Raw genomic sequence first — 22,034 nt, forward strand, 5'->3', positions numbered from 1 at the left:
AATTTTAATTAAAATTCTATTTTACGTTTCAAAAACAAGAAGAAATTTGTATCCAGTTTCTTCCTTGTTTTGTATTATTAATGTTTTAACTCCAAACTTATATCATGATAAAGCGTATCCTTATCCTGATTACCCTGATTTTGCAGTTCAGCTTTTTACATGCCGGTATTGTGATTCTCAACGGACTTACGCATTCTTACAAAATAGAAAATGGAAAGGTTTATAAAGGAAAAGTTGCCATTGAAAACACGGGCAGCAATCCTCAAAGTGTAAAAATATTTTTACAGGATTATACCTACCATGCGGACGGAACGATCAATTATACAGCATTACGTACCAATAAACGAAGTAACGGAGAGTGGCTGAAACTCAACACTAATCTTGTTACCCTTAAAGGTAAAGAAAAGACTGAGATCTTCTATGAAATAACCATTCCCAATCAGGCAATGGATCCGGGAAGCTATTGGAGTGTGATTATTGTAGAGCCGGTAGAAGAGATAAAACCCAGCGACGGTAAGCCGGGAGTAAGTATCACTTCTGTTATACGATATGCCATTCAGGTAATTACAGATTTTGAAACAGAAAAGGCCCAACCGGACCTTAAGTTTGAAAGTGTAAAGGTGGAAAAACAGGAAGGAAAACAAACGGCAAAGATAGCAATAGCCAATAATGGTAATCTTTACTGTAAACCGACTGCTTCCATAGAAATCTATAACCGAAAAACGGGTGAGAAGGTGGGAACTTATTCAAGTTTAACAATGGGGCTGTTACCCGACACCTCCAAAACATTTTACATTGACATTAGTAAAGTACCCCCTGATAAATACAAAGCAGCTATTATAGCCACCGATGAAGAAGAGAATGCTTTTGCACTCAATGTGGAATTAGAAGTAAAGAATGATTAGAACTTGGACTTTATTTATTATCATATCACTATTCCCGGTATTTATTTTTTCCCAAGAGCAACCCAACAGGTTGATCAGTAAAAAAGATAGTTTATTGCCGGGAATGTCTACTTCTATTCCCTTCACATTCGAAAATAATTCGAAGGAAACCAAAACATATGATATTTCAGTTGTCACATCAAGTTCCTCAATCAATCCTATTCTGGCAAAAGGAGAATTTCAGATTCTTCCGTATGAAACATCAGTATATCTCGTTCCTTTACGTATCGGAACAGAAACAGGACAGGGCACTTATTCTGTAACTCTGAATATTATGGACCGTAGTAATGGAACAACATTTACAAAAAATTCAAAAATCCTAGTTTCCGGAAACAGAAAGCTTCTGGTTACTGCGTTGAATACCCCTGAATTTGTAAGGGCAGGAGAAACAATCCGTGCTTCTTTCCTTTTGAAAAATAATGGTAATGTTACAGAAAGCATTGTTCTTGAAAGTAAAAATGCTGTAGTTGATAACGAATCATCCCTTGTTCTTGCACCCAATGAATCAAAAATTATTACGATTCACAAAGTGACAAGCCCTGAACTTGCTCAAAATGAATTTCAAAACCTAAATCTTTCGGTACACCCGAAGAGTCGTCCCAAAGAAATTCAGGATGTCTACGCAACTACTCAGGTAATTTCAGTAAAGCCATCTGAAAACGATATTTATCACAGACTTCCTGTTGCCCTCTCCCTATCTTTTATCGGAATGCAGAATATGGGAGTTTATCACGATGGTTTTCAGGGTGAAATCTATGGTAAAGGAACACTGGACAAGAATAATAAAAACCAGATTGAATTTAGAGCAGTTACTCACAATCCTGTAGAACTCAATACATTTACTCAATATGAAGAATATTTTGTGAATTATAAACGGAACAATCTTTCTATTCATTTAGGTGATAAAACCTACTCTTCATCCTATCTTACAGAATTTGCAAGATATGGGCGCGGGGCAGAAATTCGCTATGATTTTAATAAAATAAGCTTTGGGGGATTCTACAATCATCCCAGATTCTTCAGAGATATTAAAGATGAATTTAATATGTATTCAGCTTTTAAAATCCGGAAAGAGTCCGAAATTTCTGTGGGCTATCTCTACAAAACCCCGAGGAAGGAAGAAATCAGATTTGGAGATGTAAGACTTGATTCAGATGCTCATCTATCATATGCTAAAGGAAAATTCAAAGTGTCAAAAAATATCAATCTTTCCGGAGAACTGGCATATAGTACAACGAAGAACACTGATGGAACAGCTTATTTATTACAGGCAGAAGCTGTATTTAAAAAATTAAACGGAAGTCTGATGTATATGAGAGCCAGCCCTGATTTTGCCGGATATTTCACCAATACCAATACCTTTAACGGTAATATTTATTATAATATCACCAAAAAAATCAGCGTATTTGCCAATTATATGCAGGATGCCAAAAATTTCCAGAGAGATACATTGCTACTGGCCGCCCCGTACAGAAAGTATTTTCAATATGGAGTGCAATACAAATATATTCCTACTGGTTTCATCATCCTGAATAATGGATATCAAACTTATAAAGACCGTTTGGAACCAAAGCAGTTTGATTACTATGAACGTTACTTCAAGGTGAGTATTAATCAGCAAATAGGAGTTTTCCAGGTCAATCTGGATGGACAATTCGGTAAAACAGATAATTATATGACTGGATTTAGTGGAAATTCCAGTTTTTATTCTGCGAATCTTTCATTTCAAAAATTCAGTACCTCATTTAACATCTTCGGAAGTTATGCTATAAGCTCAAGATATCAGCTTCAAAACCAGAGAAATTTTTATTACGGAGCGAGAATCTTCAGCAAGTTTTCTGATAAGACCAGCTTAAGTATCTTTTATCAGAACAATTACATGCCAGAGGAATATTTTAAAGACAGAAATCTGTTTGAGCTTCTTTTTCATCAACAGCTGTTTCAGGGGAACGAACTTGATCTTTCCGGAAGGTATTCACTACAAAGAGGGGAAATCGGAGATAAAGATTTTATATTTTCCATGCGCTATACCTGGCGCCCCAACGTTCCTGTACAAAAAATTGCCGAGTATATTTCACTGTCCGGAAATGTCAGCAGCTTAGGATTAAAAAAAACAGAAGGAATAAGACTAATACTTGGAAGTTATCTGTCTGTTACGGATAAGGATGGAAATTATATGTTTAAAAATGTTATTCCCGGCAACTATTTTCTTGAAATAGACCGTTCCACGACAGAAATCAATGATATTCCAACCCAGACTTTTCCTGCAGCGCTTTCATTACTCAATAAGGAAAATACATTTAATTTCGGATTAACAACAGCGGCGACTGTTCAGGGGCATGTTAAGTTCCTGGAAACCGGAGATAAAGATCAAAATGATTTTGGCCAGCTGCCATCTGCTAAAGGAAAGAAGAAAAAAGAAAGTATTATTGTGGAAGCTACCAATAACGATCAGACTTACCGTAAAGTATGCAACATAGGAGAAGATTTTGATTTCACCTATCTGCGTCCGGGAGACTGGACTGTGAAAGTTTACCGCAATGGATTGGACAAGCGTTATAAAATTTCAACGGACAAATTTATATTTACTTTACAGCCTTCGGAAACAAAGAAAATAACAATCAATGTTGTCAAACAGCAGATAGAGATCAAATATCAAAAGGAATCCTTGAAAGTAGGATATAATGAAATAAAAAAGAAGAGATGATTCTGATCCGTACCCTATTATTAATTGCATTTTGTGTTGTATCCGGGCCAATCTATTCCCAGACCGCAAATACTACTGTTAGTCTTACATTGCCTGTAGTAACTTTAATGGACATTGAGCCTACAGGAAGTATTGTGTTAAATTTTACAGCTCCTACAGAAGCTGGAAATGCTGTTGGAGCACCGACTCCCAATACATCAAAGTGGATAAACTATACATCTGCTATTGCTTCCGGAGGACTTACAAAAAGAATTACAGCATCTGTGAATCAAGTTATTGCCGGAGTCAATATAAGGCTGCAGGCAGCTGCGGCTTCCGGAGCAGGAGGCGGAACATTGGGAACATCTGCAGGACAGGTTACCCTTACTACCACTCCTACTACCATTATTAGCGGTATTGGTGGAGCATATACTGGAAACGGGGCCAATAATGGTCATGGACTTACCATATCGCTTTCCACCAACACGTATGCCAATTTACAGGCACAAGCCAATACAGCAATTGTCATCACCTACACCATCACAGAATAAAATTAAAAAATGAAAATAGAAAGCCCGTTTTTAAAAAAACAGTTCTTAAAAAAATATCTATATATTATTGCTTTAATAGCAGGTGCTTGCCTTAAAGGGCAAACTATAAACATTGCAGGAACGAGCTGGACTGCCAGTGTACCTGCCATTACGGAGGCAGGAAGTAACTATATCGGGACCTATGAGAATCCTTCTCAGTTAACACTATCAGGCAATTTACCAGGATCTTTTCTGAATGTTCTTTCAGCCTCAGGTGCTAAAATATCCATGCAGCTTGCTCCAACGTCCTGGAACAGCTCTTTGAAACTCTATGCGAAAAGAAGTGGAGGTACTACTAAGATAAATGGACTTTGCCTGGGATGCACCGCAACAATTACTGGTGGAACGGCCAATTATATAGAAATACTTCAAGCCAGTGCCGTAACGCTATCAACTATTACTTTTACAGGATTATTAGGAATCAGCAATAGTGTAGATTACTCAGCTATTAGTGTACAATTAGAGATTAGTGGCGTTTCTGTAACAATTCCTGCGGCGGCTTATAGTACTCAGGTAGTTTTTACAATTGGAGCCAATTAAACTCCAAAGCCAATCCATATCCAACTTATCATAATTAATTGAACAATCCATTTAAAGATATATTCAGTCAATTTGTATATAAAAAAACAATCCTTTTCAAAATCAGAAAAGAATTGTTTTTTTTAGTATGTAAATTTAATTAATGTTTGGCCCACCAAAGAGGAGTCAGTACAGCATCCGTACCACCAAGTAATTGCACAGCTTTATCATATCCAGACTGATCAGTATTTCTGAAAGTACTTGGATATCTTAATCTCTGAGGGAAGTTCTGAATAGAATTCGTCATATAGTTCCCTGAGCTCAGATTAGGAAGGTTGGGCAATGGAGCTTCAATGGCAGGGTTTTCAAAAAATGGCAGCCCAAGTCTTCTCTGATCATTCCAGGATTCTAACGGTAACCAAGGCATATTGGCAATATATTTCTGGGTAATAATCTTTGTCAGTTTATCATTCTTTACCGATCCGTTCTTATAAATGGTATTCACAGGATATTTAATTTCAACAGAAACCAAGTTCCCGGTTACAGGATCTTTATATTTCATGGTATGGCTTGCTCCCGGTTCTGTAATATGACTATAAGAAACAGAAGTACCGTCACGGTTATAATCCGTTGAAGCAATATATTGACCATAGAATTGTGAAACTCCATTATAAACAAAACTTTCCTGAATTCCTTTATTATATGCAGCTTCATCACTCATTGGAACTGTCCAGCCTTTCAATGCAGCTTCTGCCAGAAGGAAATAGGTTTCCCAGCTTGCAAAAAATATTCTTGCATTCTTACTTTCCCTGTACTGCTTACCTAAAGCCGGCATACATCCTACTACATTTCTCAAGCCGTTTCTCTGTCCTTTTACGCCCCAGTTTCCAATGGTATAGGCGTTCCAGGTATTTACGGTATTTACTGTTATTTTAGAATTGTCTTCAAACGTAAGATCTCCGTGATTGGTAGTTGCCTGATTGGTATACGTGGGATACAATGAGTAAACCGGGCTTGTAAGATCCCCCGGAATATAGAATGTTTTATAGGCTCTCGGATCGATTTTATTAGGTAATCCGTCCAGCCAGTATCCTGCACTTGGGTCGTTAGTCATTGTAGTGAACTGTTGATCATATTTTATACCAATATAATCAGATGCTTTTACCTGTGTGTGTTGAGCTGCTGGTAATTGGTCTGTAGAATTTACTCCTCCCAGGCCAATGTATAAATTATTAAGGGTTGCTGATAAAATCTGAGAGTTCCATTCTCTGGACATTACACCTGTTAGCGCATCCCATCCCGGTTTTTCAGCAACTTTAAAATTATCTGCACTTGTAGCGATAAACATATTTGAATTTGCCGCTGCTTCAAATTCTGTTTTTGCTTTTGAAGGATCTACTTCGGCGATTCTCATGGCAATTCTCATCCTCATAGAGTTGGCATATTTGACCCATTGACTCCAATTAAACCCATACACCATATCATAGGCATTTGCATTGGATGGTACTCCCTGGGTTGTGTCCATTTTGGCGACTGCATCTTTCAATTCTTCCAAAATAAAATAATACACTTCTTTTTCAGAATTAAAAGTAGGATTCGTTCCCTGAAAAGCGTGAATAGGTTGAGGTCCGAAATTATCCGAAAATTCACTCATTAAATAAGCTCTCCAGATTCTGGAAACCTGAATGACATTATCATAATAAGGTTTTCCCTGCCCGGCCGCCTTTTTTTCATTAGCCAACTGAATGGCCGCATTCGCATTATTCAGCCAATCTGAAATGTATTTCCAGTATTCGGAAGTCCAGGAATCATCGTAAGTTCCACCTGCAATTCCGGTTGTCAAATGCTGTCTTGCTGCCGTTTTCCAGTATAAAACAAAAACACGTTCTGCAATATTAGGATCCTGCTGGGCACCGAGAATTGAGTTATTTAATAAATATTCGGGTTCTGCCTTATTAGCGTCTACGGCAAACGGGTTATTATTAATGTCTTCAAAATCATTGCATGAAGTACATAGTAAACCAATCGTAAAAAATGATAAGATATATTTTTTCATTGTTTCAGTTGTTAGTTAAAAGCCTAAAGTGATTGTAAATAAGTAAGATCTTGAAGTAGGAAAAGCAAGGTTTTCAAATCCTGTAGCATTAGAATTAATTGCGAATACAGATTCCGGGTCGATTCCTTTAGCTTTACTATAGATCATCCATACGTTATTGGCCGTAAAAGCTACTTTAGCACTCTGTAAGGCTAGTTTTTGGAAAATACTTTTAGGAAAATTATAAGTCAGCTGAATATTTCTTAAACGAATATTGGTAGCATCATAAATGTTTTGCTCTGTAATTCCTAAGTTTCCGGATGTTACAGCTCCCCAATAATCCTGTTGAGTAATTTCTTTTGTATTTGCTGTATAACCGCCATTTCCCTCCACTACGGCATCCAAAATCATATTATCACGTTTTCCTCCGGGCGCGGTGTCTGCAGCAAGTCCATTCGCTTGTAATGCAGCTTGTGTTGCAGAGAAAAATTTACCTCCGATTCTTCCGTCAATTAAAAATGAAAGTCCGATATTTTTATAAACAAAGCTGTTTGTAAAGCCAAACAAAGCTCTCGGGGTTTGATCTCCTAAATAATATTGATCAGGTGTTGCCTGCGGTAATCCGTTTTGATCCACAATCAATTTTCCGTAATAAGGGCTGCTGGTATCTTCTACTCTTAAGAATTTTGTTCCGTAAATGGCTCCGTAAGGTTTTCCTACTTCTGCGAAGAAAGCAACGTTATCAAAACCTGATAAAGGATATTTTGAAACAATCCCGTCAATTTTATCGATGTTGCTTTTTAACGTTGAAAAATTGGAATTAACATTCCATACAAAGCTTTCCTTCTTAAAGATATCCGTATTCATTACGAATTCAAACCCTTTGTTATGCAACCCTCCTGAATTAATCATCATTCTTTCATATCCGGAAAGTGGATTTATCGGAATGGCTATAAGCTGATCGGTGGCATTATTATTAAAATAACTTACATCCAGAGACACTCTGTCAAAAAACTTCATGTCTGCTCCAACTTCAAAAGTTTTAAGCTTTTCCGCATGTAAATCCGGATTAAAAAGTATCTTGTTCCTTGCAAGTACAATATGTCCGTTTGGATCAGTGGAAGCAATATATGTATTGTACAAGCTGTGAGGAGGTAAAGAGTTACCCACAATTGCGTAGGCCGCGCGAAGCTTAGCAAATGTTAAGGCATTTAAAGTAGTACCATTTAATTTTTTCAGCATATCTGTCAAAACTAATGAAGTACTCACAGAAGAATAAAAATAAGACCTGTTATTTATATTCAAAGTAGAAGACCAATCATTTCTTGCCGTAGCATTCAGAAACCAATATCCGTCATAATTAATTTCAGCAGCAGCAAATACTGAATTAATTTTTTTCCACATATCAACTTCGGTTGTTGTAACAGAAGCAAGATCACTCGTATTAGACGTACTGAAAACATTGGCAATAACGAGATTTTGTGTGGAAAAATATAATGCTTTATCCCTGCTTTCCATCATCTGTCCATAAACAGAAAGCGATCCTCCCCATTTACCAACAATATCATCTTTTTTAGCATTAAGACTTATGATATAATTATTTTCATAAAACTTTTCCTGACCGGTAGAGTAAGAATTATTACGTCTGGATCCCGTCCAAACTCTCGCATCCGTATTTAAAGAATAGAAATCCGTTCCTAATCTTACATCTGCGCTCAGCCAGTTATTAAATTGATATTTAAGATAACCGTTTAATAAAAACCTGTCTTTTTTATCAGCGTTCAATGCATTATAAGCAGTCCAATAGGGATTAATTCCATTAGAGGTTATCCAGCGCGATGTCACTCCATTTTGCATCTGCCCCTCACGATAATCTCTTATATCAACATTTTGAGGCATCAGAAGGATTGCTGGGTAGTAATTCCCGTCACCTTGCCCTGCAGAGGGTCTGTTTGTACCTTTAACACTCATATATTGAGCTTTCACCTCAGTAGTCCATCTTTTATTAGCCCCAAAATTAGAATTCATTTTCGCCATAAAATTGAACCTCTCATATTTTGAGTTCGGAATCTGGCTATTACTGCTTAAATAATTAGCAGAAGTGTACAAGCTCGATCCTTCACCAATGTTCTCCTGAAAGCTCAATGTATGCTGAGAATTAGTTCCTGTCTTAAAAAAGTTTTTTAAGTTATCGTGGACTGTCATATTTGAACCTTCAAAAGTCGGTCCCCAGGAAGTTGTATTGTCGGTCCCTTGAGGATTGACCAAACCATTACTTCCTTGTGCGAAACTATGCTGCAAATCAGGTTTCATAAAAATATTTTCAAAACCTAAGCTTGTAGAATATGTAATTCCTAATCCCCCTTTTCTTTTACCCGTTTTTGTAGTAATCAAAATAACACCGTTTCCACCTCTGGAGCCATAAAGAGCAGAAGCAGCACCACCTTTCAGAACAGAAAGACTTTCAATGTCGTCCGGATTGATATCACTTAGACCATTCCCCATATCAAGATCCGGATTCCAGAAATCGTTATTAGAATCTTTTCCATTCTGCTTAGCCTTTGATCCTAAGCTATTACTTAACGGAACTCCATCTACCACAATAAGAGGCTGATTATCTCCTGTAAAAGAATTAAACCCCCGCAGGTTAATTTTGGAGGAAGAACCTGGTCCAAAACTTCCTTTAATCACTTGTAACCCGGCAACTTTTCCTGCTAATGCATTGGTAACATTATTTTCTTTGGCGTCGACAAGGGTTTGTCCTTTCACATCCTGGAAAGAATATCCCAGCGCTTTTTTTTCTTTTTTTACACCATAAGCTGTAACAACTATTTCGTCAATCTTTGACGCTTTAGTTGAATCACTTTGTGCATACAATCCACCGAAAAAGAATAAGGATTGGAGCAGCCCAACCTTTAAAATGGTTTTCTTCATAAAAATTAGATTTGGTATATATTTAACAATATCACTGGATATTTCAACAAATAAACGTAATTCTTATTAAATTAATATACAATCATCAATTATTTATACCAAATCCATTAATAAAAGCAACCAAATCTTTATAATTACAATATCTTAAATCATAACTATGAGTGTAAAGCTTTTGATACTTAAATAATTATGTGAAATTTAAAGTTAGAAGAGCTCTAGTCTGAATCTGATACTTTGTGGGGATTGAGTTGAAGAAAATAATGGATTTGTTTAAAAGGAATCCTTAAGTTTAATAGATATAGTTAATTCTAACTGTTGAGATTCCTGCGGAGTGACAGATGGGTGGATAAACGATAGTAGTGAAAGCAAAGAATAGATCAGCTGTAAGAATGAATAATTTTATGCTAAACCGGTAATGATCTTTCAGTAGTGTCGTAAACATCCATTTCCAGTTGTGCTATGGTTTAACTGACGTCTTTCTATTTCATTTGTGCCGCTTCTTTCTACTGTGTCATTCCGCAGGAATCCAACCCCTCCTTTATTAGAGTCTTTAGGATTCCTTTAATTCAGACAATTTGATATTGTAAAATTGTTTGATGATAATTAATTAAGACATATGGATTGCAGAGACTCCTGCGGAGAGACAGATGGGTGGGATAAACGATAGTAGTGAAAGCAAAAAATGATCAGCCGTAAGAATAATAAATTTTAGGCTGAACCGGGGTTAATGATCTTTCAACAGTGTCATAAACATCCCTTTCCAGTTGTGCTATGATTCAGCTGGCGTCTTTCTCTTTCATTTGCGCCCTTCTTTCCACTGTGTCATTCCGTAGGAATCCACCGCCTCCTTTATTAGAGTCTTGAGAGTTCAAAAAAGCAAAAGTAATACTGCTGAGTTGTTTGATAATACTTTGTTGAGGCTCCTGCGGAGTGACAAATAGTTGGGATAAACGATAGTAGTGAAAGTAAAGAATGAACAGCTGTAAGAATAATAAATTTTAGGCTGAACCGGGGTAATGATCTTTCAATAGTGACGTAAACCATCCCTTCCCAATTGATCTATTGGTTCCGATGGCGTCTTTCTCTTTCACTTGTACCGCTTATTCTACTGTGTCATCCGCAGGAATCCAGCCTCCTTTATTAGAGTCTTTAGGATTCCTTTAATTCAGACAATTTGATACTGTAAAATTGTGTGATGGTAAATAAGACATATGGATTGCAGAGACTCCTGCGGAGTGACCATTGGAGGGTGTACTGTCCAGCATAAGTGATAATTGATCAATGATGATTGATAAATGATAAGTGATAGATGATCCATGATAGTTGATGAATGGTGAATAATCGATGTATTACTCATTACTCATTACTCATGAATTGAGCTGGGTATAAAACAAAAAAATCCTTTATCACAATGATAAAGGATTTTTTAAAAATAAAATAAAAACTGGCGGCGGCCTACTCTCCCGCGTTAGCAGTACCATCGGCGCTGGTGGGCTTAACTTCTGTGGATTTTCTTGCGTCCTTAAAAACACCACAATTTTAATCTTCTTTGCGCCTTTGCGCTCATCCAACAAAAAATATTATCTTTTCTAAATTAAGTTTTGGTATGGTGTGATGTTGGAAACGCAAAGACGTAAGTTCTTTTTAATTCTTACTATTTTAAGGCGCAAGGATTTTATCTGCGATAATTTAATAAGACTAATAATGATTCTGAATGAGACTAATTATTAAGACATCATCTTGCTGAAAATCTTTGATTTTCTTGCGTCCTTAAAAACACCACAATTTTAATCTTCTTTGCGCCTTTGCGCTCATCCAACAAAAAAAATCTATTATCTTTTCTAAATTAAGTTTTGGTATGGTGTGATGTTGGAAACGCAAAGGCGCAAGTTTTTAATGTTTACTGTTTTTTAAGGCGCAAGGATTTTATCTGCGATAAAATTTAATAAAGCTGATAATGATTCTGAATGAGACTAATCATTAAGACATCATCTTGCTGAAAATCTTTGATTTTCTTGCGTCCTTAAAAACACCACAATTTTAATCTTCTTTGCGCCTTTGCGCTCATCCAACAAAAAATATTATCTTTTCTAAATTAAGTTTTGGTATGGTGTGATGTTGGAAACGCAAAGACGCAAGTTTTTAATGTTTACTGTTTTTTAAGGCGCAAGGATTTTATCTCCGATAAAATTTAAAAACAAAAGCCCTACTGAGATTCAGCAGAGCTTTTATTGAATATAATTGAGTTGTGTTTATTATTTGCTTGTTAAAATTTCATTCTTTGGATTCTCACCGCATTTAAAATAGCCAGCAATGCTACTCCTACATCGGCAAACACAGCTTCCCACATGGTTGCCAATCCACCGGCTCCCAGGATGAGAACAACAGCTTTTACAGCAAAGGCAAGGACAATATTCTGCCAAACGATCTTTTTAGTTTGTTTTCCGATATTGATGGCCATTGGGATCTTACTTGGTTTATCATCCTGAATTACTACATCTGCAGTTTCAATGGTGGCATCACTTCCCAAACCTCCCATTGCAATTCCAACATCGCTTAAAGCCACTACAGGCGCATCATTCACTCCGTCTCCTACGAAAGCTACCGTCTGGTTTCTGGCTTTGATTTCTTTAACCTTGTTTACTTTGTCTTCAGGTAACAGGTCCCCGAATGCATTGTCGATACCCAGTTGATCTGCTACATATTTCACAACGGTACTTTTATCACCGCTCAGCATTGTTGCCTTCACATTCATTTTATGAAGCTTGTCTACGGTTTCCATAGCATCTTCTTTGATGCTGTCTGCAATAGTGATATAGCCTGCAAACTTTTTATCATAAGCCACCGCAATTACCGTATATACAATATTGGAGTGGTTAAGATCATAAGGGATGTTGAACTTATCCATCAACTTAAAGTTCCCAACCAGAAGTTCTTTTCCGTTAATAGTCGCTTTCAATCCGTGACCAGCTATCTCTTCTACATTTTCCAAAGGAATGCTGTGATTGATTTCTCCAACATAATTGTGTATCGCAGTTGCCACCGGATGGGTACTTTTACTTTCGAGAACATTAACCAGCTGAAGGATTTCTTCTTTGTTAAATTCAGGGCTTATGCTTACTTCCTGAACTTTGAATACGCCTTCTGTCATGGTCCCGGTTTTGTCCATTACTACATTCTGAATCTCTGCAATACTGTCCAGAAAATTACTTCCTTTGAACAGAATTCCGTTTCTACTTGCTGCCCCAATTCCTCCGAAATACCCTAACGGAATTGAGATAACAAGGGCACAAGGACAGGAAATCACAAGGAATATCAATGCTCTGTACAGCCAGTCTCTGAACTGATAATCGCTCACGAAGAAATAGGGCAGTAAACAGATCCCTATGGCAAGAAATACAACGATGGGCGTGTATACTTTCGCAAATTTTCTGATGAACAATTCTGTCGGTGCTTTTTGGGCTGTGGCATTCTGAACCAACTCCAGGATTTTGCTCAGTTTACTGTCTTCATAAGCTGTATTTACTTTTACCAGAGCAATACTGTTCATATTGATCATTCCGGCAAGAACCACTTCTCCTTTATTTTTGGTATCGGGTTTACTTTCTCCCGTTAAAGCTGCTGTGTTGAATGAAGCCGAATCTGAAAGCAATTCCCCATCCAGCGCCAGTTTTTCACCGGGTTTCAGCTGTATGACATCTCCAATTTTAGCTTCTTTGGCCTTCATAGTCTTGGGCTGATTATTTTCCATAACCGTTACCTCGTCAGGACGCTGATCCAATAATGCTTTTATATTTCCTTTGGCTCTGGTAACCGCCATAGACTGGAATACTTCTCCTACCGCATAAAACAGCATTACCGCTACTCCTTCAGGATATTCTCCGATGGCAAAAGCACCAATGGTTGCAATGCTCATCAGAAAGAATTCTGAAAACACATCTCCCTTAATGATACTTTTATAAGCATCTTTCAATACCGGAAATCCTACAGGAATATAGGCTGCCAGGAACCATACTAACCGTACCCAGCCTGTAAACCATGCAGGTTTTATATAGTTATCAAAGGCAATTCCCAATAATAAGATGATAAAGGATATAATGGCCGGCAGAAACATCTGAAAGACCGTCTGATCTCCGGAGTCATGAGAGTGATCATGTCCGTCATGGTCATGTCCGTCTCCTTCTGCATGGTTATGTTTGTGTCCTTTTGTATCTGGTTTTTCCGGGGTTGTACTACAGCATTTTTCCATAACTGAATATTTTTATACAAATGTAAAGATGAGACTGATGCAATGCTATTGCAAACTTTCAAGACAGTTTTCGCAGATTCCTTTGGCAAAGAGTCTTATTTCGTCAATCCTGAAATTGGTCTGGATATTTTCAGGGAAAGAAATATCTTCTTTGCAGGTGGTTTGCTTGCATATTTTACAGTAAAAATGCAGATGCCAGTCTTTATGGGTTTTCTCATCACAATCGTCTTCGCACAGTTTGTATTTTGTGGTTGTATTTTCCTGAATGCTGTGAACAATTCCCTTTTCTTCAAAGGTTTTCAATGTCCTGTAGATGGTGATTCTGTCAGCATTATCAAAATGATTTTCTATTTCAGAAAGGGATAAAGCCGCTTCCTGAGAGCTTAAGAAATCATATACCAAAATCCTCATACTGGTAGGTTTGGTATTTTTATCAATAAGTTTATGTTCGATATCTTTTTTCATTGTACGCTTTTAAATTGTTACAGATGGACTTCATTTTCTTCATAGCCTTCTTCTTCGATCTGAAAAGTGGTATGACTGATTTTAAAATTAGCCATCGTTGTATCTGTCAATGTTTTTAATAATTGATTCTGGGAATACCCGTTCTCTTTTACAACGTGTGCGCTCATCGCATTGACACTGGATGTCAGTGACCACACATGCAGATCATGAACACCTTTCACTCCGGGACTTTTTTCCAAAGATTGACGAAGTGCATGAATATCCACATCTTTAGGGGTTCCTTCCAGCAAAACATTAATGGCTTCTTTCAAAAGTCTCCATGTTCTTGGGAAGATCAGCAGTCCGATTGCTGCTGAGATCAACGGGTCGGCATAGTACCAGCCTGTAGTCAGCATAATTACTCCTGCGATCATGACTCCTACAGAAGTAAGCATATCTGAAAGAACTTCAAAGTAGGCACCTTTCATATTGAGACTGCCTTCTGAGTCTTTTCTCAGAATCATCATTCCGACAATATTAACGATCAATCCGATTCCGGCTACAATCAGCATGGATTTACTTTGTACTTCCGGCGGGTTCTGAAAACGCTGATAGGCTTCAAACAAAACATAGATTGAAATTCCCAGTAAAACCACAGCATTCACTACTGCTGCCAGTATTTCTGTTCTATAATAACCGTATGTTCTGGATGGATCTGCTCTTCTTTCTCCTATTTTAATGGCAATAAATGCCAGCAATAATCCTACCACGTCGGTCAGCATATGGGCTGCATCCGCTAATAGTGCAAGACTATTGGTAATGATTCCTCCTATTACCTCGGCAATGAGATAGGTTCCGCTAAGGCAGAGAACAATCAGGAGGTTCTTTTTGTGTCTGCTTCCTGCAGAAACGGTTTGTGTTGGTGTGCTTTCCATATTGTGTATGGTTTATTTACATTTCATAATAAGATGTATTCTCTTTTTTGGGTGGAACATTCTGCTCACCGGTCATCTGTCTGATATTGATTTCTATGGTCTGCGCCAGAGAAGTCATTGGAGTATCTACAGGACCATTTTCAAACGGATCCTGCATGATGATGGATGTTTTTTCAATCGCAATGAATGTCACCGGAACCAGGAAAGTAATCGCAATTTCTACCAACAGCTGCGAATCATCAAGCCCAAACGGAAGGATAGCCGCAAAAACATAGATCAGAATATGAACCAAAACACTGTAAGACCGTGGAAAAACGGTATTCTTCAGTCTTTCACATTTTCCCATACTGTCGCAGAGTCTTGTGATGATGTCATTCAGCTGCATTTGCTGGAAATCCGTCAATCCTTTGGATGCTGCCATTTCTTTCAGCTGTCTTGAATGTTCATCCAGAATAGCATTGGGAATATTGACCGCGTTGATCTGATGTTTATCCAGATACTGCTGTACTTTTTCAGAAAACGGAAGCTTTCTCAGAGATTCTCCAAGGGCATAGGTCCAGATGATCTGTCTTTCGGCAAAACCTTTTATTGCTTTATCATCTCCGGCAGGCATAAACTGAATGATCAGTCTCACAAAAGTCCGGGAATCATTTACGATAGCACCCCATACTGTTCTGGCCTCCCACCATCTTTCATAAGATTGGGAAGTCCGGAATGCCAGCAACAATGACACCGCAGTTCCCAGCAATGCAGGGATATTTAAGGGCAGTGATATTTTGCGAAACCATGGCAATTCGTCCAGAAGACCAATGGCAATAGCAAATATTCCGATGAACAGAATTTGGGTTTTTATTTCACGGATGAAATACCAGACTGATATTTTTTTGTTTAGTAACATAATCAGGTCATTTATTAAAAATTCGGTGAGATACTCTTTACTTTTTTTCTGCCGTTTCTATTCAATAAAAATTCCGTAAACAGCTCTAATTTAAGGATTAAAATCGACATTTTACTGGTTCCGGCTGCTTTCATTAATGTTCGTGTTCTCCTGAATTCACCAGTTTTGCATTCACGAAAAAGGCTCCTTTCACTACTATTTTTGCATTGTCAGGAATATTTCCAACCGGAGTTATCGCTGTATAGCCCATATCCGACGTTCCTTTCACCACTTCTATTTTCTCAAAGTTTAAGGTTTTCGGATGAGGTTTCCCTTTTTCTTCATGTTCTTCTTCCACCTTTTTATCAGTCTGAATAAACACGTAATATTTACCGGCTGCTTCTACAATGGCTTCTGTAGGTAATGCCGGGGTTGTGCTTTTATCAAGACTTACAATTCCGGTGATATTCATTCCGTCAATCAGACCAGATTTGTTTCCGATCACTTCACAATGCATAGAGATGGTTTTACTTTCGTTTTCAAAAGAAGATCCTATGCTGTAAATTCTTGCATCGTATTCAGTTTCCGGATTGTTCGTCAGTTTAAAATGAACAATCTGCCCTACTCTCATTTTAGGAAGATCTTTTTCAAAAACCTGAAGGTCGAGATGGATAGAACCGTTATCAATCACTGTAGCAACGGGAGAAGAGATATCTACATAACTTCCGATCTGTGCTGTAATACTGCTGATTGTTCCGCTGATGGGTGCTGTAATCACCAAACCGGATTTCATGTTTCCATTGCTGACTTTTCCAGGGCTTATTCCCATCATCTGAAGCTGTTTCAAAAGAGATGCTCTTTTTGTTCTTAAGGTTTTAAGTTCCGCATCGGCACTCTGAAGATTTTTCTTCGCCCCAGCATCATTATCAAAAAGCTCTCTCTGTCTTCTGTATTCCTGTTCTGCATAGGTAATTCGGCTATTGGTCGTCAGATAATCTTCCTGAAGCTGGATATATTCCGGATTGGCAATGGTGGCAATAACCTGACCTTTTTTCACGATACTTCCTACCTGAATATTGATGGTTTTGATGATTCCTCCATACAGGGAAGTAATGGTTGCTTTATTACTATTGGGAACACTCAGTAAACCGTTAGCTTTGATAGTGGATGTAAGCTCTTTCATTTCTATAGTTCCCAAAGCAACTCCTACAGATTTCATCTGATTCTCTGTCAGAGAAGCTATGGTTTGAGGCTCCTCGCCATGGCTTTTTTCCGATTGTTCGGTTTTAGCATCTGCCTTTTCCGTTGCCTTTTCCTGTTTTCCGCAGCTTATGATGGAAAAAGCCGTGACTGTAAGATATATGATATTGTGTTTTAGTTTCATGTTATTTATTGATGATTGAATTAATAGTAACGACAGATTGGTTCACCTGCTGGATAGATTCCAGGTATTTTAATTGAATATTTGTGGCAGTCTGCAGGGCAAAAAGATATTCTACATAGGAAATTTCCCCTGTTTTATATCCTAATTGTGCTGCTTTCACGATTTTCTCAGCGTTAGGAAGCGCCTGACCTGTGTAATATTCATATTGCTGGATATCCTGCTGATATTGGCTGAAAGCATTTTCCAACTGAGCAGAAAGCTGTTTCTGCTGCATTCTAGCATTGGTTTCCGCAACCTGTTTTTCATATTCCAGTGCCTGAATTCTTGCTTTTGTAGCTCCAAATGTCAATGGAATCGCTACTCCTACTGTTGCCGACTGAAAGCGTTTTCCTGAATTATAAAAATTTTCCTGTCCGTTAATGGTATGCAGGCCTATCAAAGACTGATTGGTGTATCCCAAACTGAAATCTGGCAGCCCAAGTGATTTTTCAACTTTTTTATTTTTTTCGGCGATTTCCATTTCCTGATAAAAAGCTTTTACCGTAGGATTGTTGGCAACTACCGCACTATCGAGGACATTGTCTGCTTTCAAAGGAATATAGTCTTTATTAAACGGGACTTCAATATCTTCCGAAGTGTTCATAAGGGTTTTTAAATTCTTATAGGCATTGTTCAGATAGACTTCATTTTGTCTGAGCAGCAAATCAATTTCCCCCTTCTGGGTTTCGGCAGTACTGATCTCAATTTTCTTGATATCCCCTGCTTTGAATCTTACGGTTGCAATTCTGATAAACTCCTCATAATATTGATCCAGACTGGTCAGCTGGGCTTTATTATACTGAAGATATTCAATCTGGTAATAGTAGGTACGCACCTGTTTTATCAGCTCATTGGCTGTAATCTCTTTATCAATCTGCTTGCTTTTAATATTCTCATTGATTAATTCTTTTCTTGCTTTAAAAAGTGTCGGAAAAGGAATACTCTGTGAGATCGCAAACGATTGGTCAAACTTCGGGCTGTTGTATTGTCCAAGCTGAGCTTCAAAACTTAATTTCGGAAGTTCTTTTGCAGTTGCCCTTAATGCTTCAGCAGATTTAATGCTTAAGTCTTTTGACTGCAGGGTTAAATTATTGTTCACTGCCTGTTCTACCGCCTGTTCTATGGAAATTGGTCTGGACTGTGCGTTAAAAGTCTGTCCCACCATTATGAATCCTACTGCCAAAACGGCAGTAATCATTCCCGTATTATTATTCTTTCTTTTCAAAATCTTTGTGTTAAAAATAATGTACAGCATCGGTAAAACGAATAATGTAAGGAATGTTGCCGTTACCAGACCCCCAATTACTACTGTCGCCAAAGGTTTCTGTACTTCAGCTCCGGCTCCGGTGGAAATAGCCATTGGCAAAAATCCTAGTGAAGCTACGGTAGCCGTCATCAGTACCGGTCTCAATCTGGTTTTCGTTCCTTCAAAGACTCTTTTCAGAATATCCGTTTCGCCTTCTTTTTCTAATTGATTGAATGTTCCTATCAAAACAATTCCGTTCAATACTGCTACTCCAAAAAGAGCAATAAATCCAATTCCGGCACTGATACTGAAAGGCATGTCTCTTACTAAAAGCGCAAAGACACCCCCAATAGCACTCATAGGAATGGCTGTGAAAATCAATGCAGCCTGCTTGAATGAACGGAAAGTAAAATACAGAAGCATAAAAATCAGAAGCAATGATACAGGAACAGCGATCATCAGACGTTGGCTTGCTTCCTGCAGGTTTTCAAACTGACCTCCGTAAGTAAAGTAGTATCCGGAAGGCAGTTTCACTTTCTCCAGTTTTGCCTGAATATCTTTCACCACACTTTCCACATCACGGTCTTTTACATTGAACCCAATCACAATTCTCCGTTTTCCCTGTTCACGGCTGATCTGCGCAGGCCCCAGTTTATAACTTATATTAGCCACCTGTGACAATGGAATCTGCGCACCGCTGGCGGATGTTATCATCAGATTATTCACATCTGAAATATCGGTTCTGTGAAGACTGTCGAGACGAACTACCAGGTCAAAGCGTCTCTCATTTTCAAAGACCTGACCGGCAGCTTTTCCGGCAAAGGCCGTGCTTACTGCATTATTGACATCTTCGATATTCAAACCGTAATTGGCAATTCTTGTTCTGTCATACTGTACATTGATCTGCGGAAGACCGCTCACTCTTTCAATCTGAGGAGCTGTAGCCCCATCAACAGTCTGAATGACTTTCCCAACTTTATCTGCATATATGGCAAGAGAATCAAGGTTTTCCCCGAAGATCTTTACGGCAACATCCTGTCTGATCCCGGTCATCAGCTCATTGAAACGCATCTGGATAGGTTGATTTTTCTCAAAGAATACTCCGGGAATCGTTTCCAGTTTTTCACTGATCTCATCGGCCAGTTCATTATAAGATTTTTTGGTTTTCCATTCGCTTTGTGGCTTTAATACCACGATCATATCAGTTGCTTCAGGTGGCATCGGGTCTGTAGGAACCTCAGCAGAACCGGTTTTTCCGACTACCATTTTCACTTCATCAAACTGTTTGATAATCCTTGATGCCTGCATGGAGGTTTCTATACTCTGGCTCAAAGAACTTCCCTGCGGTAAAATACAGTGGAATGCAAAGTCTCCCTCCTGCAGCTGCGGGATAAATTCCCCACCCATATTTTTAAAGATAAAAGCAGAGATAAGGAACACTACAGCTGTTGCAGAAACAATGATATACTTTACTTTGATTGCTTTTTGTAATAATGGCTGATAGATCTTTTGAAGGCGGTTCATCATTTTATCAGAGAAGGTTTCTTTATGGGATATTTTCTTAGATAAAAACAAAGCACTCATCATGGGGATATAGGTCAGGGATAGAATCAATGCTCCCAGAATGGCAAATCCTACTGTTTTGGCCATTGGGGTAAACATTTTTCCTTCTACACCTGCCAGGGTAAGAATCGGAATGTATACGATAAGAATGATGATTTCTCCGAAGGCCGCACTGCTTCTGATCTTTGAGGCAGAAAGGAATACTTCTTCATCCATTTCAGACTGTGTCAAAGCACGGGTAGATTTCCTTACGCCTAAATGATGCAGGGTTGCTTCTACAATAATCACGGCACCATCTACAATCAACCCGAAGTCTATGGCTCCAAGGCTCATCAGATTGGCGCTTACCCCGAAAACATTCATCATTCCTAAAGCAAATAACAAAGAAAGCGGAATGGCCGAAGCCACGATAAGCCCGGCTCTCAGGTTTCCAAGAAAAATGACAAGAACGAAAATAACGATCAGTGCTCCTTCGATGAGGTTTTTCTGTACGGTATTGATGGCTCTGTCTACAAGGTCTGTTCTGTCCAGAAATGGTTCTATAATAACATCATCAGGAAGAGATTTCTGAATGGTCGGAATTTTTGCTTTGATGTTGCTGACCACTTCATTACTATTCGCCCCTTTCAGCATCATGACTACTCCACCCACAGCATCTACCTTTCCATCATAAGTCAAGGCTCCGTAGCGAACGGCACTTCCTAAACGAGCATCAGCAACATCTTTTATAAAAATCGGAACGCTTCCTGTTTCATTTTTAACCGCAATGTTTTTAATGTCTTCCAAAGAGGTAACCAGACCAATTCCACGGATGAAATAGGCGTTGGGTTTTTTATCAATATAAGCTCCTCCTGTATTCTGATTGTTTTTTTCAAGCGCTGTAAATATTTCAGTGATACTTGTTCCCATTGCTTTTAACCGATTGGGATCAATAGCCACTTCATATTGTTTTAATTCCCCTCCGAAACTGTTGATCTCCGCCACTCCCGGTGTTCCGTTCAGCTGTCTGCGAACGATCCAGTCCTGCATGGTACGGAGCTCTTTAGCATTGTATTTCTTTTCGCTTCCTTTTTTAGGGTGAAGAATATACTGGTATACTTCTCCAAGTCCTGTACTTACAGGAGCCAGCTCGGGAGTTCCTACTCCTTTTGGAATTTCTTCGACTGCGTTTTTCAGCTGTTCATTGATAAGCTGTCTCGCAAAGTAAACATCTACATTTTCTTTGAACACTACTGTAATCACAGAAAGTCCAAATCTTGAAATGCTTCTTGTCTCCTGAATATCGGGAACATTGGCAATACTCTGTTCAATGGGAAAGGTAACCAACTGTTCTACTTCTTGTCCCGCCAGCGTAGGACATACGGTAATGATCTGTACCTGGTTATTGGTGATATCCGGTACAGCATCTATCGGTAATCTGGTGGCACTCCATGTTCCCCAGATGATCAGCACCAGGGTCATCAATCCAATGATCACCTTGTTTTTGATACTGAATTTTATGATTTTATCTAACACGATTTGTATTTAATTTTTATTGAAAAGTGAATGCACACAGTATAAAATACTGCAGCAAAAATATCCTGAAAACC

General features: G+C 38.3%; 12 protein-coding genes. 4 read left to right on the forward strand and 8 right to left on the reverse strand.

Annotated elements, in window-relative coordinates; translation table 11 throughout:
• Positions 1-104: 104 nt before the first annotated feature.
• The 4 genes from JNG87_RS03060 to JNG87_RS03075 are packed head-to-tail and all read left to right on the forward strand — an operon-like array spanning position 105 to position 4,760.
• Positions 105-905, forward strand: a complete 801-nt coding sequence (locus JNG87_RS03060) for a WxL protein host-binding domain-containing protein (RefSeq protein ID WP_202841619.1) — start codon at positions 105-107, stop codon at positions 903-905.
• A complete protein-coding gene (locus JNG87_RS03065) occupies positions 898-3,651 on the forward strand; it encodes a hypothetical protein (RefSeq protein WP_202841620.1) in 2,754 nt (917 codons plus the stop codon). Before JNG87_RS03060 ends, JNG87_RS03065 begins: the two co-directional genes overlap by 8 nt.
• Positions 3,648-4,181 (forward strand): hypothetical protein, encoded by a 534-nt coding sequence (locus JNG87_RS03070; RefSeq protein ID WP_137905644.1) that lies wholly within the window; start codon positions 3,648-3,650, stop codon positions 4,179-4,181. Before JNG87_RS03065 ends, JNG87_RS03070 begins: the two co-directional genes overlap by 4 nt.
• Before the next feature lie 9 nt (positions 4,182-4,190).
• Positions 4,191-4,760: a hypothetical protein gene (locus tag JNG87_RS03075; protein WP_202841621.1), complete on the forward strand. Its 570-nt coding sequence runs from the start codon at positions 4,191-4,193 to the stop codon at positions 4,758-4,760.
• Between the two features lie 139 nt (positions 4,761-4,899).
• Here the strand turns inward: JNG87_RS03075 and JNG87_RS03080 are convergent, their stop codons facing one another.
• The 8 genes from JNG87_RS03080 to JNG87_RS03115 form a co-directional block, all read right to left on the reverse strand.
• On the reverse strand, positions 4,900-6,795 hold the full coding sequence (locus JNG87_RS03080; RefSeq protein WP_202841622.1) for a SusD/RagB family nutrient-binding outer membrane lipoprotein: 1,896 nt from the start codon (positions 6,793-6,795) through the stop codon (positions 4,900-4,902).
• A gap of 15 nt (positions 6,796-6,810) precedes the next feature.
• Positions 6,811-9,708: a SusC/RagA family TonB-linked outer membrane protein gene (locus JNG87_RS03085; protein ID WP_202841623.1), complete on the reverse strand. Its 2,898-nt coding sequence runs from the start codon at positions 9,706-9,708 to the stop codon at positions 6,811-6,813.
• Positions 9,709-11,974: 2,266 nt separating this feature from the next.
• Positions 11,975-13,957 carry a heavy metal translocating P-type ATPase gene (locus tag JNG87_RS03090; RefSeq protein WP_202841624.1) on the reverse strand — a complete coding sequence of 661 codons (1,983 nt, stop codon included), beginning with the start codon at positions 13,955-13,957 and terminating at the stop codon, positions 11,975-11,977.
• A 45-nt stretch (positions 13,958-14,002) separates the two neighbouring features.
• Positions 14,003-14,422: a Fur family transcriptional regulator gene (locus tag JNG87_RS03095; RefSeq protein ID WP_002983024.1), complete on the reverse strand. Its 420-nt coding sequence runs from the start codon at positions 14,420-14,422 to the stop codon at positions 14,003-14,005.
• A gap of 17 nt (positions 14,423-14,439) precedes the next feature.
• Positions 14,440-15,336, reverse strand: a complete 897-nt coding sequence (locus JNG87_RS03100; protein ID WP_202841625.1) for a cation diffusion facilitator family transporter — start codon at positions 15,334-15,336, stop codon at positions 14,440-14,442.
• Between the two features lie 16 nt (positions 15,337-15,352).
• On the reverse strand, positions 15,353-16,234 hold the full coding sequence (locus tag JNG87_RS03105; protein WP_202841627.1) for a bestrophin family protein: 882 nt from the start codon (positions 16,232-16,234) through the stop codon (positions 15,353-15,355).
• A gap of 133 nt (positions 16,235-16,367) precedes the next feature.
• Complete coding sequence (locus JNG87_RS03110) at positions 16,368-17,597, reverse strand: efflux RND transporter periplasmic adaptor subunit (RefSeq protein WP_202841628.1); 1,230 nt, start codon at positions 17,595-17,597, stop codon at positions 16,368-16,370.
• 1 nt (position 17,598) lies between these two features.
• Positions 17,599-21,960: a CusA/CzcA family heavy metal efflux RND transporter gene (locus JNG87_RS03115; RefSeq protein ID WP_202841629.1), complete on the reverse strand. Its 4,362-nt coding sequence runs from the start codon at positions 21,958-21,960 to the stop codon at positions 17,599-17,601.
• Positions 21,961-22,034: the final 74 nt, after the last annotated feature.

It is taken from the genome of Chryseobacterium cucumeris, assembly GCF_016775705.1.
GTDB classification, from domain to species: Bacteria; Bacteroidota; Bacteroidia; order Flavobacteriales; family Weeksellaceae; genus Chryseobacterium; species Chryseobacterium cupriresistens.

What these genes read in the sequence shown, in the direction of transcription:
- JNG87_RS03060 (WP_202841619.1), top strand. Translation starts at nt 105, where the DNA reads ATGATAAAGCGTATCCTTATCCTGATTACCCTGATTTTGCAGTTCAGC.
- JNG87_RS03065 (WP_202841620.1), top strand. Translation starts at nt 898, where the DNA reads ATGATTAGAACTTGGACTTTATTTATTATCATATCACTATTCCCGGTA.
- JNG87_RS03070 (WP_137905644.1), top strand. Translation starts at nt 3,648, where the DNA reads ATGATTCTGATCCGTACCCTATTATTAATTGCATTTTGTGTTGTATCC.
- JNG87_RS03075 (WP_202841621.1), top strand. Translation starts at nt 4,191, where the DNA reads ATGAAAATAGAAAGCCCGTTTTTAAAAAAACAGTTCTTAAAAAAATAT.
- JNG87_RS03080 (WP_202841622.1), bottom strand. Translation starts at nt 6,795, where the DNA reads ATGAAAAAATATATCTTATCATTTTTTACGATTGGTTTACTATGTACT.
- JNG87_RS03085 (WP_202841623.1), bottom strand. Translation starts at nt 9,708, where the DNA reads ATGAAGAAAACCATTTTAAAGGTTGGGCTGCTCCAATCCTTATTCTTT.
- JNG87_RS03090 (WP_202841624.1), bottom strand. Translation starts at nt 13,957, where the DNA reads ATGGAAAAATGCTGTAGTACAACCCCGGAAAAACCAGATACAAAAGGA.
- JNG87_RS03095 (WP_002983024.1), bottom strand. Translation starts at nt 14,422, where the DNA reads ATGAAAAAAGATATCGAACATAAACTTATTGATAAAAATACCAAACCT.
- JNG87_RS03100 (WP_202841625.1), bottom strand. Translation starts at nt 15,336, where the DNA reads ATGGAAAGCACACCAACACAAACCGTTTCTGCAGGAAGCAGACACAAA.
- JNG87_RS03105 (WP_202841627.1), bottom strand. Translation starts at nt 16,234, where the DNA reads ATGTTACTAAACAAAAAAATATCAGTCTGGTATTTCATCCGTGAAATA.
- JNG87_RS03110 (WP_202841628.1), bottom strand. Translation starts at nt 17,597, where the DNA reads ATGAAACTAAAACACAATATCATATATCTTACAGTCACGGCTTTTTCC.